General features: G+C 43.7%; 9 protein-coding genes, 3 tRNA genes and 3 rRNA genes. 2 read left to right on the top strand and 13 right to left on the bottom strand.

Features of this window, described 5'->3' with window-relative positions; translation table 11 throughout:
* Nucleotides 1–48: 48 nt before the first annotated feature.
* Nucleotides 49–894 carry a mechanosensitive ion channel family protein gene (locus DYD17_RS01735; RefSeq protein ID WP_115246709.1) on the top strand — a complete coding sequence of 282 codons (846 nt, stop codon included), beginning with the start codon at nucleotides 49–51 and terminating at the stop codon, nucleotides 892–894.
* 62 nt (nucleotides 895–956) lie between these two features.
* On the opposite strand, the gene DYD17_RS01730 is transcribed toward DYD17_RS01735, so the two are convergent.
* The 4 genes from DYD17_RS01730 to truA are packed head-to-tail and all read right to left on the bottom strand — an operon-like array spanning nucleotide 957 to nucleotide 3,497.
* Nucleotides 957–1,520 carry a TIGR01440 family protein gene (locus DYD17_RS01730; protein WP_115246710.1) on the bottom strand — a complete coding sequence of 188 codons (564 nt, stop codon included), beginning with the start codon at nucleotides 1,518–1,520 and terminating at the stop codon, nucleotides 957–959.
* A 10-nt stretch (nucleotides 1,521–1,530) separates the two neighbouring features.
* Nucleotides 1,531–2,004 carry an ECF transporter S component gene (locus DYD17_RS01725; protein ID WP_003049598.1) on the bottom strand — a complete coding sequence of 158 codons (474 nt, stop codon included), beginning with the start codon at nucleotides 2,002–2,004 and terminating at the stop codon, nucleotides 1,531–1,533.
* Nucleotides 1,991–2,758, bottom strand: a complete 768-nt coding sequence (locus DYD17_RS01720) for a bifunctional hydroxymethylpyrimidine kinase/phosphomethylpyrimidine kinase (RefSeq protein WP_115252591.1) — start codon at nucleotides 2,756–2,758, stop codon at nucleotides 1,991–1,993. Before DYD17_RS01720 ends, DYD17_RS01725 begins: the two co-directional genes overlap by 14 nt.
* Nucleotides 2,748–3,497 (bottom strand): tRNA pseudouridine(38-40) synthase TruA, encoded by a 750-nt coding sequence (gene truA / locus DYD17_RS01715; protein WP_115252590.1) that lies wholly within the window; start codon nucleotides 3,495–3,497, stop codon nucleotides 2,748–2,750. Before truA ends, DYD17_RS01720 begins: the two co-directional genes overlap by 11 nt.
* 145 nt (nucleotides 3,498–3,642) lie before the next feature.
* Between truA and DYD17_RS01710 the strand changes: the two genes are divergently transcribed.
* Entirely contained in the window at nucleotides 3,643–4,992 is a 1,350-nt protein-coding gene (locus DYD17_RS01710; RefSeq protein WP_115252589.1) for an aspartate kinase, read from the top strand.
* 222 nt (nucleotides 4,993–5,214) lie between these two features.
* Here the strand turns inward: DYD17_RS01710 and DYD17_RS01705 are convergent, their stop codons facing one another.
* The 9 genes from DYD17_RS01705 to DYD17_RS01665 all read right to left on the bottom strand — a co-directional run bounded on the left by DYD17_RS01705 (nucleotide 5,215) and on the right by DYD17_RS01665 (nucleotide 12,852).
* A complete protein-coding gene (locus tag DYD17_RS01705; protein ID WP_003049584.1) occupies nucleotides 5,215–5,697 on the bottom strand; it encodes a sigma-70 family RNA polymerase sigma factor in 483 nt (160 codons plus the stop codon).
* Between the two features lie 92 nt (nucleotides 5,698–5,789).
* Nucleotides 5,790–5,863 (bottom strand) — tRNA-Arg (locus tag DYD17_RS01700).
* 80 nt (nucleotides 5,864–5,943) lie between these two features.
* Nucleotides 5,944–6,017 (bottom strand) — tRNA-Asn (locus DYD17_RS01695).
* A gap of 5 nt (nucleotides 6,018–6,022) precedes the next feature.
* A 5S ribosomal RNA gene (rrf, locus tag DYD17_RS01690) occupies nucleotides 6,023–6,138 on the bottom strand.
* A 93-nt stretch (nucleotides 6,139–6,231) separates the two neighbouring features.
* A 23S ribosomal RNA gene (locus tag DYD17_RS01685) occupies nucleotides 6,232–9,134 on the bottom strand.
* Nucleotides 9,135–9,295: 161 nt separating this feature from the next.
* Nucleotides 9,296–9,368 (bottom strand) — tRNA-Ala (locus DYD17_RS01680).
* Nucleotides 9,369–9,421: 53 nt separating this feature from the next.
* Nucleotides 9,422–10,970: ribosomal RNA gene (locus DYD17_RS01675) — 16S ribosomal RNA — on the bottom strand.
* The 16S, 23S and 5S rRNA genes sit together here with 3 tRNA genes alongside, the layout of an rRNA operon.
* 299 nt (nucleotides 10,971–11,269) lie before the next feature.
* A complete protein-coding gene (locus DYD17_RS01670) occupies nucleotides 11,270–12,085 on the bottom strand; it encodes a Cof-type HAD-IIB family hydrolase (RefSeq protein ID WP_003049581.1) in 816 nt (271 codons plus the stop codon).
* A 245-nt stretch (nucleotides 12,086–12,330) separates the two neighbouring features.
* The gene (locus tag DYD17_RS01665; RefSeq protein ID WP_115252588.1) at nucleotides 12,331–12,852 is read right to left on the bottom strand and encodes a YjbQ family protein; all 522 of its coding nucleotides are present in this window, start codon (nucleotides 12,850–12,852) and stop codon (nucleotides 12,331–12,333) included.
* Nucleotides 12,853–12,860: the final 8 nt, after the last annotated feature.

The following is a 12,860-nucleotide window of genomic DNA, read 5'->3' as shown; positions in this document are numbered from 1 at the left end:
TCAATGTTGCCTTATTTTTGGTAAACTATCTAGAAGAAAGGATGACCCATGACAGTTATATTCCGTTACTTAGAGCAATTTCATATTGAGGATATTAGCCTAGCTATTTTTTCAAAACTAGTTTCTCTTATCCTCCTGTTAATCTTTTTTGCTATTCTCAAACGCGTCAGTAACTACCTTTTTGAGAAGACTATCGCTAAATCATTTTCCTATTCTAGACAAAGTGAGGCGCGACAAAAAACCTTATCCAAGTTAACTCACAACATCTTAAATTATATGTTGTATTTCCTTCTCATTTACTGGCTCCTCAGCCTGTTTGGCATTCCCGTTTCAAGCCTCCTCGCTGGTGCTGGAATCGCTGGGGTAGCCATTGGCCTTGGAGCTCAGGGGTTCTTGTCTGATGTTGTGAATGGTTTTTTTATCCTCTTTGAAAATCAATTTGAGGTTGGAGATTATGTCGCCATTTCCGGTATCGAAGGGACGATTTCTGGTGTTGGTATCCGAACCACTCAAGTTCGAGGATTTGACGGCACTCTACATTATATTCCTAATCGTAGCATCACTGTTGTAAGCAACAAATCGCGCGGTAACATGCGGGCTTTAATAGAAATTCCACTCTACTCCACCGTTGATTTGAGTCAGGTGACTAAAATCATTGAAGCGGTGAACGAGAGAGAATTGCCCAATTACCCTCAAATTGTCGGAAAACCTAATATCCTAGGGCCTCAAACAAATCCTAACGGGCAATTCACGTTTCGCGTGACTATTTTTACTGAGAATGGGCAGCAATTTATGATTTACCACACTTTCTATCGATTGTATCAAGAAGCCCTAATCAAAGAAGGCATTTCTTTACCAACCGCTATTAGCTATCCTACCGCTCCGCAATCATAACGTCAGTTCCTAAAAACCCATTTCTCCAAGAAAGAGCTATGCTCCACTTAGAGAAATGGGTTTTAGTATTTCCGAATGGGATCTTGATAATAATCAGCCCTCCCTCCTCCAATTAATTTAGGACGGCTGGCTAAGGCTGTTACGTGAGCAGCGCCTAGTTCACGTTGACAAGGAATTAAAGGGACTTGAACTCGCTTAACATGCATCCCAATCGAGGTATCCCCGATGTCTAACCCAGCATGGGCTACAATAGTTTCCACCTCTACAGGGTCCGACATGTAACGAAAGGCTGCCATTTGTCCACTACCGCCAGCATGGAGGTTTGGAATCACATTAATAATTTCTAACTGTTTCTCTTCAGCTACTTGACTTTCTACCACCAAAGCACGATTGACATGTTCACAACCTTGAACTGCCAAATGAATACCTCGCTTATGTAACTCTTCTAAAACTGACTTAACGACAACTTGACCTACTTCTAGGCTAGATTGCTGGCCAATCCGACCCCCAATGACTTCACTTGAAGAGAGACCTAGCACAAATAACTGTCCTGGTTTAATCGCAGAGCGCTCAATGATATCACTAACAATCGCTCTAGTTTGTTCTTCTAAATCCTGTAAATTCATCCCATTCTCCCTACTTATTTTTTTGAAAAGCGATTATCGCTCTAAAAATAAGGTAACCTACCAAAAGTCCAAAAGTATTTTGCATCACATTTCCCCAAATGCCAGCTAAAGAACCTGTTAAGCCATAACCTAACATCAAAGATCCAAGGAAATACCAGATAACCATGATGGCAGACCCCAAAAGGATACCTAACCAACGTTTATAACCTGTCCAACCAGCAAAATAACCTTGAGCACCATGCGCAATCAAACTGTGAATCATCCACTGAGGATATCCTGCTATTAAATCAATGAGAAAGCCTGACAAACCGCCAACAATAGCTCCTTGAGTAGCTCCCAAATAGAAACTAGTAAAGTAAATACCAGCATCCAAAAGAGTTAAAAATCCTGTCGGTGTCGGAACCATCACAAATCGCCCTAATACAATCGTTAAAGCTGTCAATACCGCCAACAAACTCATTTGTCTTGTTTTACTTTTTTTCATCACCTTGTTTCACTCCGTATCTATCTGATTTTAAAATAGCTTGATAGACAAACTCTTTTGCAGCCTGCACAGCCTCTAGTACTGTTCGACCCTCAACTAGTTGACTCACAATACTTGAGGCAAATGTACAACCCGCACCAATATTATTTTGCTCAAGCACAGGATTATCCAATACCTCAAAGGATTGACCATCATAAAAAAGATCAATTGCCTTCTCTTGGCTAAAACGATTCCCCCCTTTGATGACCACGTGCTTTGCTCCCAATTGATAAAGGTCATTAGCGACCTCTTTCATATCTTCCAAAGAGTTAATGGTTTTTTGAGATAATAGCTGAGCTTCTAACAAATTTGGAGTTATGATCGTCACATAAGGGAAAAATGACACTAGTTCTTCACGTAAAGTAGCCACCTCTACATCATGGGTTTCTTTACAGACAAGTACAGGATCTAAGACCACTTGAATATTGGGGTGAGACTTGATAAAATCTAATACCAACTGACAAATAGCTGCATTAGGTAATAGCCCGATTTTTATCGCAGCAAAAGGGACATCCTTTAGACTATTCAACTGATAGCGAAATTGGTCAGCAGACGTCGGAAAAACTTTAAATCCCTTATCAGTCATAGCTGTCAAACAAGTTACTGCCACAAAACCATGTAAATCGTGCCGAGTATAAGTTGCCAAATCGGCATATAAGCCACCCCCACTAAAAATATCATTACCAGACATAGCTAAAACATAATTAGTCTTCATAGTGAATCTCCTTTAAATAAAGTCCATTACCAGCTGGTGTTGGTCCTGCTAGTTGACGATTTTTTGAATCTAAAATCACTTTAATCTGTTCGACTGGCATACGACCATTTCCGATTTTCAATAAAGTTCCTACCATATTCCTTACTTGTTTATACAGAAAACCATTGCCAGAAAACGTAAAGACTAAAAAACCCGTTTTATCATCTTGAACTAAGGTTGCTTCTGTAATTGTTCTAACTTTATTTTTGACAGATGTCCCCGCTGCTGTAAAACCTGTGAAATCATGTGTTCCCACCAAAGCCTTAATTGCCTCTTGCATCTTATTCATATCGAGAGGATAGGGATAGTGCGTTGCATAATGACGCATCATGGGATTCTTAGGCCGACCATTATCTACTAAGAATTCATAAGTTTTTGAATGCTTTTGGTAACGGCAGTGAAAGTCATCTGCAACTATCGCTAAATCAACTACATCAATATCATCTGGCGTTTGCGTGTCCAAGGCAAAACGTAATTTCTCCAAATCCCGTTTTTGAGGTAAATCAAAATGAATCACCTGACCATAAGCATGAACACCAGCATCTGTGCGCCCTGCTCCATGAATAGGAACTGGTTGGCCACCGGCCAACTTCTGGAGAGTCTTTTCAATTTCTTCTTGTACTGTACGCTCATGGCTCTGCCTTTGAAAACCTGAAAAAAGAGTTCCATCATAGGAAATTGTTGCTTTATATCTTGTCATGTTACTATTCTATCATTTCTTAAAAACAAGAGAAATCATTTTTAGCTATACTGTCCCCGTACAGTTTAGTTTTCAAAAGTTACTGACAAGCCTCCTCTTTTCTGTTATAATTTTTCTAATATTAAAACATTATGGAGATTCACTTATGAAAGTCGTCAAATTTGGAGGCAGTTCCCTAGCTTCAGCCCAACAGCTCAAAAAAGTATTAGCTATTATAAAAGAAGATAAAAACCGAAAAGTGGTTGTTGTCTCAGCTCCTGGAAAACGTACTCCTGATGACACCAAAGTAACGGATGCTTTAATTGCCTACTATAAGGCATACAAGTCTGGAAAAAATTTTCAAGAGCCACTTAATTGGATTAGTCAACGCTATCAAACCATCTGCCAAGACCTGGGGATGGACAGTCAAGTAGGTATTGATATTAAACAGTCACTAGAAGCGCTGGCAAAACTTCCTATTGATCATAATCCTTTTTTATATGATACATTCCTTGCTGCTGGAGAAGATAACAATGCTAAACTGATTGCAGCTTATTTTCAAGCTAGCGGCTTAACCGCTACCTATCTCCACCCAAAAGATGTCGGTCTTTTCGTTAGTCAGGAACCTCAAAACGCAAGAGTATTACCTGGCAGCTATGATCACATTGAAAAGCTTAACCAATTAGAGGGGATTTTAGTCATTCCGGGATTTTTTGGAGTCACTCAAGACGGGCAAATCTGCACATTCTCTCGGGGGGGGTCTGACATCACAGGATCTCTTATCGCAGCAGGGATGGCAGCGGAATTTTACGAAAATTTCACTGATGTTGATGGTATATTCGCTGCTCATCCCGGGATTGTTCATAACCCTCATTCTATTAAAGAACTCACTTATAGAGAAATGCGAGAACTAGCTTATGCAGGTTTCTCAGTTTTACATGACGAAGCCTTATTACCAGCCTATAGAGCAAAAATTCCCATTGTCATCAAAAATACTAATAACCCTTCTCATCCTGGGACCAAAATTGTATCGAAACATGAAACTGATAATCCTTCAGTCGTTGTGGGTATCTCTGCTGATGATAAATTTGTCAGCATCAACATGTCAAAATATTTGATGAACAGGGAAGTAGGGTTTGGACGTCAAGTGCTCCAAATCTTAGAAGACCTTAATATCCGTTGGGAACATATGCCTACCGGAATTGATGACCTTTCAATCGTCATTCGTCAAAAAGAGCTAACGCCTATTAAAGAAGATGAAATTCTTCACCGACTTATCCATGAATTGGAAGTAGACCACGCAAGTATTACCAAAAACCTATCTATTATTATGATCGTGGGTGAAAATATGAAGAGCCATATTGGAGTAACAGCTACTGCAACAAAGGCACTATCTGATAGTCACATCAACCTAGCTATGATTTCTCAGGGATCAAGCGAAGTTTCTGTCATGTTTGTTATCGACAGTCAAGACGAACACAAAGCTATTAAAGCACTGTACAATACCTTTTTCTAACCAGAAGACTATTATCACTATCCCCACTAAATTCAAATCAGGTGAGGGATTTTAAGTTCTCGAAAGGACATCAAAGAGTGAACTATCGCTAAAAAGTATTTAGCATTTTCTTTGTGGTCCCTTCCTCATTTCTCTAAAAGTTTGAGACTATCACCCCCACTCAACATCCAGAGAAAAAGGCCAGAGACGTCCCCTCTAGCCACAACCAATCTAACCAAAACCTCACCCTTGGTCAAACCCACTAAAGTAAGGACGAACCTTCCTAAGTAAAGCCTGACGCCCCTTAAACCGTTCCCCTCTCACCAAAGCCTGAAACTGCTTCCGATCCGCTTCACTTAAGGCCTCCTCCACCTGAACCAAAACCTCCCGATAAGCCACATAATCATCCAACCATAACCCACCAGCTGGAATCGCATGCGCCACATCCCCTATCTCCTCATAAGCCATCTTATCAAACTGGCGTTTCTGACTTTCTTGCCGACGCAAGACATCTTTCAAATACGACGAAAACTTGGTTTTAAAATACCGATACAAGCGAGCCTCATCTCCTACTAATTCTGGGTGACGTTCCAACAACCTCACTAAAACCAAATGCCCCTCTTGTAACCAGTCATCCGTCTCCCACAACTGTAGGTAATAATGACGCTTCAGCTTTAAAATAATAGGTTTGACCTTCTCAAAAACCTCCCTTGTCTCTAACGACATCATGATTCTCCTTTTCTTTTAAACTATCCCTAGTATAAAGAGAACCACAAAAAAACAACAGGACATTTTTGTCCTGTTGTTTTTTCTCATCATGCACCCTAGAGGAGTCGAACCTCTAACCGCCTGATTCGTAGTCAGGTACTCTATCCAGTTGAGCTAAGGGTGCCAAACTCATACCTTATCTCTATCTTACCACACTCTTCTCTAAAATGCAAAAAAAGATAGGACTCTTCCTACCTCTATCTACTCCGCCAGTAGGACTCGAACCTACGACATCATGATTAACAGTCATGCGCTACTACCAACTGAGCTATGGCGGATAAACGCTAAGCGACTACCGTATCTAACAGGGGGCAACCCCCAACTACTTCAGGCGTTCTAGGGCTTAACTACTGTGTTCGGCATGGGTACAGGTGTATCTCCTAGGCTATCGTCACTTAACTTTTGAACCTCCTTATTCGCATAAGGACTGTCCACTCAAAATTGAATACCTATATTCTAACAAGAACCTTCTACGCTTGTCAATCTCTTTCTTCGGATAAGTCCTCGAGCTATTAGTATTAGTCCGCTTCATGTATCACTACACTTCCACTTCTAACCTATCTACCTGATCATCTCTCAGGGCTCTTACTGATATAAAATCATGGGAAATCTCATCTTGAGGGGGGCTTCGCACTTAGATGCTTTCAGCGCTTATCCCTTCCCTACATAGCTACCCAGCGATGCCTTTGGCAAGACAACTGGTACACCAGCGGTAAGTCCACTCTGGTCCTCTCGTACTAGGAGCAGATCCTCTCAAATTTCCTACGCCCGCGACGGATAGGGACCGAACTGTCTCACGACGTTCTGAACCCAGCTCGCGTGCCGCTTTAATGGGCGAACAGCCCAACCCTTGGGACCGACTACAGCCCCAGGATGCGACGAGCCGACATCGAGGTGCCAAACCTCCCCGTCGATGTGAACTCTTGGGGGAGATAAGCCTGTTATCCCCAGGGTAGCTTTTATCCGTTGAGCGATGGCCCTTCCATACGGAACCACCGGATCACTAAGCCCGACTTTCGTCCCTGCTCGAGTTGTAGCTCTCGCAGTCAAGCTCCCTTATACCTTTACACTCTGCGATTGATTTCCAACCAATCTGAGGGAACCTTTGGGCGCCTCCGTTACCTTTTAGGAGGCGACCGCCCCAGTCAAACTGCCCGTCAGACACTGTCTCCGATAGGGATAACCTATCTGGGTTAGAGTAGCCATAACACAAGGGTAGTATCCCAACAACGCCTCCGTCGAAACTGGCGTCCCGACTTCAATGGCTCCTACCTATCCTGTACATGTGGTACAGATACTCAATATCAAACTGCAGTAAAGCTCCATGGGGTCTTTCCGTCCTGTCGCGGGTAACCTGCATCTTCACAGGTACTAAAATTTCACCGAGTCTCTCGTTGAGACAGTGCCCAAATCATTACGCCTTTCGTGCGGGTCGGAACTTACCCGACAAGGAATTTCGCTACCTTAGGACCGTTATAGTTACGGCCGCCGTTTACTGGGGCTTCAATTCAGATCTTCGCTTACGCTAAACCCTCCTCTTAACCTTCCAGCACCGGGCAGGCGTCACCCCCTATACATCATCTTACGATTTAGCAGAGAGCTGTGTTTTTGATAAACAGTTGCTTGGGCCTATTCACTGCGGCTGACCTAAGTCAGCACCCCTTCTCCCGAAGTTACGGGGTCATTTTGCCGAGTTCCTTAACGAGAGTTCTCTCGATCACCTGAGGCTACTCGCCTCGACTACCTGTGTCGGTTTGCGGTACGGGTAGAGTATAATTAAACGCTAGAAGCTTTTCTTGGCAGTGTGACGTCACTAACTTCGCTACTTAACTTCGCTCCCCATCACAGCTCAATGTTATAAAGATAAGCATTTGACTCATCTTACACCTCACTGCTTAGACAGGCTCTTCCAATCGCCTGCTTTAGTTAGCCTACTGCGTCCCTCCATCACTTTATACTCTAGTACAGGAATATCAACCTGTTGGCCATCGGATACACCTTTCGGTCTCTCCTTAGGTCCCGACTAACCCAGGGCGGACGAGCCTTCCCCTGGAAACCTTAGTCTTACGGTGGACAGGATTCTCACCTGTCTTTCGCTACTCATACCGGCATTCTCACTTCTATGCGTTCCAGCGCTCCTCACGGTACACCTTCTTCACACATAGAACGCTCTCCTACCATGACACTAATGTGTCATCCACAGCTTCGGTAATATGTTTTAGCCCCGGTACATTTTCGGCGCAGGGTCACTCGACTAGTGAGCTATTACGCACTCTTTGAATGAATAGCTGCTTCTAAGCTAACATCCTAGTTGTCTGTGCAACCCCACATCCTTTTCCACTTAACATATATTTTGGGACCTTAGCTGGTGGTCTGGGCTGTTTCCCTTTCGACTACGGATCTTAGCACTCGCAGTCTGACTGCCGATTATATCTCGTTGGCATTCGGAGTTTATCTGAGATTGGTAATCCGAGATGGACCCCTCACCCAAACAGTGCTCTACCTCCAAGAGACTTAACATCGACGCTAGCCCTAAAGCTATTTCGGAGAGAACCAGCTATCTCCAAGTTCGTTTGGAATTTCTCCGCTACCCACAAGTCATCCAAGCACTTTTCAACGTGCCCTGGTTCGGTCCTCCAGTGCGTCTTACCGCACCTTCAACCTGCTCATGGGTAGGTCACATGGTTTCGGGTCTACAACATGATACTAAAACGCCCTATTAAGACTCGGTTTCCCTGCGGCTCCGTCTCTTCAACTTAACCTCGCATCATATCGTAACTCGCCGGTTCATTCTACAAAAGGCACGCTCTCACCCATTAACGGGCTCGAACTTGTTGTAGGCACACGGTTTCAGGTTCTATTTCACTCCCCTCCCGGGGTGCTTTTCACCTTTCCCTCACGGTACTGGTTCACTATCGGTCACTAGAGAGTATTTAGGGTTGGGAGATGGTCCTCCCAGATTCCGACGAGATTTCGCGTGTCTCGCCGTACTCAGGATACTGCTAGGGCTCAAAAGAATTTTAAATACGAGGCTATTACTCTCTTTGGCTTACCTTCCCAGGTAATTCTTCTATCCTTTTAAAGTCCCATGTCGCAGTCCTACAACCCCGAGAAGTAAACTTCTCGGTTTGCCCTCCTGCCGTTTCGCTCGCCGCTACTAAGGCAATCGCGTTTGCTTTCTCTTCCTGCAGCTACTTAGATGTTTCAGTTCACTGCGTCTTCCTTCTCATAACCTTAACAGTTATGGATACTAGCCAGTAGCTAGTGGGTTCCCCCATTCGGACATCTCTGGATCAGCGCTTACTTACAGCTCCCCAAAGCATTTCGTCGTTAGTCACGTCCTTCTTCGGCTTCTAGTGCCAAGGCATCCACCGTGCGCCCTTATTAACTTAACCTTATCTTTTACTAGTATATCTTAACTAGAAAAACTCTTGATTATTCACAGCGTTTTCGGTTTATTTTCTTGTTACTATTCGTACAATCAATTTCTTGATCGTGGAATTTGATATAGATATTCAATTTTCAATGGACAGTTTTTAGGATATCTCTATCCTAATGGAGCCTAGCGGGATCGAACCGCTGACCTCCTGCGTGCAAAGCAGGCGCTCTCCCAGCTGAGCTAAGGCCCCACAAGACCTCTCAAAACTAAATAAGACGACCCTAACGTGTTCCATTTCCTTAGAAAGGAGGTGATCCAGCCGCACCTTCCGATACGGCTACCTTGTTACGACTTCACCCCAATCATCTATCCCACCTTAGGCGGCTGGCTCCTAATAGGTTACCTCACCGACTTCGGGTGTTACAAACTCTCGTGGTGTGACGGGCGGTGTGTACAAGGCCCGGGAACGTATTCACCGCGGCGTGCTGATCCGCGATTACTAGCGATTCCGACTTCATGTAGGCGAGTTGCAGCCTACAATCCGAACTGAGATTGGCTTTAAGAGATTAGCTTGCCGTCACCGGCTTGCGACTCGTTGTACCAACCATTGTAGCACGTGTGTAGCCCAGGTCATAAGGGGCATGATGATTTGACGTCATCCCCACCTTCCTCCGGTTTATTACCGGCAGTCTCGCTAGAGTGCCCAACTTAATGATGGCAACTAACAATAGGGGTTGCGCTCGTTGCGGGACTTAACCCAACATCTCACGACACGAGCTGACGACAACCATGCACCACCTGTCACTCCTGCCCCGAAGGGAAAGTCTATCTCTAGACCGGTCAGGAGGATGTCAAGACCTGGTAAGGTTCTTCGCGTTGCTTCGAATTAAACCACATGCTCCACCGCTTGTGCGGGCCCCCGTCAATTCCTTTGAGTTTCAACCTTGCGGTCGTACTCCCCAGGCGGAGTGCTTAATGCGTTAGCTCCGGCACTAAGCCCCGGAAAGGGCCTAACACCTAGCACTCATCGTTTACGGCGTGGACTACCAGGGTATCTAATCCTGTTTGCTCCCCACGCTTTCGAGCCTCAGCGTCAGTTACAGACCAGAGAGCCGCTTTCGCCACCGGTGTTCCTCCATATATCTACGCATTTCACCGCTACACATGGAATTCCACTCTCCCCTTCTGCACTCAAGTTCTCCAGTTTCCAAAGCGTACAGTGGTTGAGCCACTGCCTTTAACTTCAGACTTAAAGAACCGCCTGCGCTCGCTTTACGCCCAATAAATCCGGACAACGCTCGGGACCTACGTATTACCGCGGCTGCTGGCACGTAGTTAGCCGTCCCTTTCTGGTTAGTTACCGTCACATGGTGGATTTTCCACTCCCACCATCATTCTTCTCTAACAACAGAGCTTTACGATCCGAAAACCTTCTTCACTCACGCGGCGTTGCTCGGTCAGACTTCCGTCCATTGCCGAAGATTCCCTACTGCTGCCTCCCGTAGGAGTCTGGGCCGTGTCTCAGTCCCAGTGTGGCCGTTCACCCTCTCAGGTCGGCTATGTATCGTCGCCTTGGTGAGCCGTTACCTCACCAACTAGCTAATACAACGCAGGTCCATCTCATAGTGATGCAGTTGCACCTTTTAAATGAAAGACATGGGTCCTCCATTGTCATGCGGTATTAGCTATCGTTTCCAATAGTTATCCCCCGCTATGAGGTAGGTTACCTACGCGTTACTCACCCGTTCGCAACTCCTTGAACCGGTGCAAGCACCAGTCCTCAGCGTTCTACTTGCATGTATTAGGCACGCCGCCAGCGTTCGTCCTGAGCCAGGATCAAACTCTCATTAAGATGTGTTTGAACTTACTCGTTCTTTCTGTCGCTGACAGATTTATTTCTCGTTTCTTTGACGGGTAATATGTCTCCATATCACCCTCACATTTGGTTCGTCTTATTCAGTTCTCAAAGGTCTTGTCCTCTTTCGAGACAACTATTTTATTCTATCAACTTTTACTAACTTTGTCAACAGCTTTTTTACTCTTTTTTCCGAATAATTTCAGTCGCCAACGCCTGATCAGCTGACAGCTTTATTAGTATACGATATTTAACCCCTTGATGTCAACAGCTTTTTCGCAGTTTTAATATTGCATTTATTTTAATAAAAATTGATAGATGGCTTGTGCACAACCATCCTTATCATTACTGGCTACTTCAGCTTTGGCTAAAGCTTTTATGCTTGTGTTTGCATTTCCCATCGCAATACCTAAACCTGCTTCGGCTATCATTTGACAATCATTATCACCATCTCCTACTGCAATGGTCTGTTCGATTTTCAACTGAAGGTGGTTTACTAGAAATATTAAAGATCGACCCTTATTGGCACCCCTTGCTGTGATTTCGATACCGGTTTTTTCTGCTTTAATCGCCGCCACCTGGAGATAATCCATAGCTTCAAGATAGTGGTCTCTTGCCTTTACTGTTTTAAAATAAAGGTTGACCTTTTCAATTTTTTCTTTTTTGTCAGCTAAGAGTGAATGAATATCCTCTACAAAAACGGCAGTTTCTTGATATAACTTTTGATATTGATCCATATGATAGTTTTCAATGGAAAGAAAGTGACTTTCTTGGATATAGCCTTGGCTTTCTGACATCACAACTACCATCACATCTAATCCTTCTGTACTCTGGAGTAGCTGTTGCAAAAAAATTAGCGGTAAACTTGCCTGATGAATAATTCTTTCTTCTTGCAAATCATAAATCACTGCTCCACTTTCTAAAATAGCATATTGTAAGGAAGCTAAGTCTTGACGGTAGGGTTTTATTTCTGAGAGCGGACGTCCGGTAGCTAACACCACTTGTTTTTTTGCCTGGATAGCCTGGTTAATAGCTTTTAGACTGACTGTTGAGATTGTTTGTTCGCTTGTTAATAGAGTTCCATCCATATCAAAAGCAATTAAATGATACATGTTATCTCCTTTCTGTTAGGCACGCGTGTTGAATGGGGCTTGAGCGACGATAACATTGAGTTCCTCTAAAGTTGCGGAACTTTTACAAAGAATCTATGGTTACTAGAATTGTCATGATTTCTTCCCTATTATTCCCCTTCTTTTCTATTTATTATAGCACGCTCTTTAAACTCTACTGGTCTAAAAAATGCTTAAGGCAGTTCTGCCTTAAGCATTTTAACTCTGAGATAATGTATTTCGTACTTCTAGTCCCCTATAACCGTGATGTGATAGCGGCGCTTACGCTCTCTTGTTCTGTCAAAATCAACCAAGTAAAGGTAACCCGTTTTCCCCACATTCCATTTGCCTGAGGTAATAGCAATCGTTTGACTAGATCCTAATAAAGTTGCTTTAAGGTGGGCATCAGCATTCCAAAGAGCTGTTTTATCACCATTTGGTAGCCAATCCTCAGGGTTTTCCCAAGCTAAAACAGCTTGGTAGTGAGCTGGCCCTGGATGATGGTAAGACTCTTTAGCAAGATGTCTTGGAATAATTCTTTCTAATTGCTCTGATAAATCTAAATTGAGAAAGTCATCTCCCTCAGCATCTTTATCATGAGTGTATTCTTCAAAGAAAACCGAACAAGTCGTATGTGGGGTAGCCACCACACAAATTCCTGTTTGAATAGAACTAGCTGCAATAACTTGTCTGACTACTTCTGAGATGTCATGATAACTATCTCGATTAGCCACTGTCTCCACTGAAAATTCTTTTTGATAAACTATCATTGGAACTC

Source organism: Streptococcus dysgalactiae subsp. dysgalactiae, from assembly GCF_900459225.1.
Classification (GTDB): Bacteria; Bacillota; Bacilli; order Lactobacillales; family Streptococcaceae; genus Streptococcus; species Streptococcus dysgalactiae.
Note: the sequence above shows the minus strand (reverse complement) of the source record. Positions and strands in the feature narration are given on the sequence as shown.

What these genes read in the sequence shown, in the direction of transcription:
- DYD17_RS01735 (WP_115246709.1), top strand. Translation starts at nt 49, where the DNA reads ATGACAGTTATATTCCGTTACTTAGAGCAATTTCATATTGAGGATATT.
- DYD17_RS01730 (WP_115246710.1), bottom strand. Translation starts at nt 1,520, where the DNA reads ATGAATTTACAGGATTTAGAAGAACAAACTAGAGCGATTGTTAGTGAT.
- DYD17_RS01725 (WP_003049598.1), bottom strand. Translation starts at nt 2,004, where the DNA reads ATGAAAAAAAGTAAAACAAGACAAATGAGTTTGTTGGCGGTATTGACA.
- DYD17_RS01720 (WP_115252591.1), bottom strand. Translation starts at nt 2,758, where the DNA reads ATGAAGACTAATTATGTTTTAGCTATGTCTGGTAATGATATTTTTAGT.
- truA (WP_115252590.1), bottom strand. Translation starts at nt 3,497, where the DNA reads ATGACAAGATATAAAGCAACAATTTCCTATGATGGAACTCTTTTTTCA.
- DYD17_RS01710 (WP_115252589.1), top strand. Translation starts at nt 3,643, where the DNA reads ATGAAAGTCGTCAAATTTGGAGGCAGTTCCCTAGCTTCAGCCCAACAG.
- DYD17_RS01705 (WP_003049584.1), bottom strand. Translation starts at nt 5,697, where the DNA reads ATGTCGTTAGAGACAAGGGAGGTTTTTGAGAAGGTCAAACCTATTATT.
- DYD17_RS01670 (WP_003049581.1), bottom strand. Translation starts at nt 12,085, where the DNA reads ATGTATCATTTAATTGCTTTTGATATGGATGGAACTCTATTAACAAGC.
- DYD17_RS01665 (WP_115252588.1), bottom strand. Translation starts at nt 12,852, where the DNA reads ATGATAGTTTATCAAAAAGAATTTTCAGTGGAGACAGTGGCTAATCGA.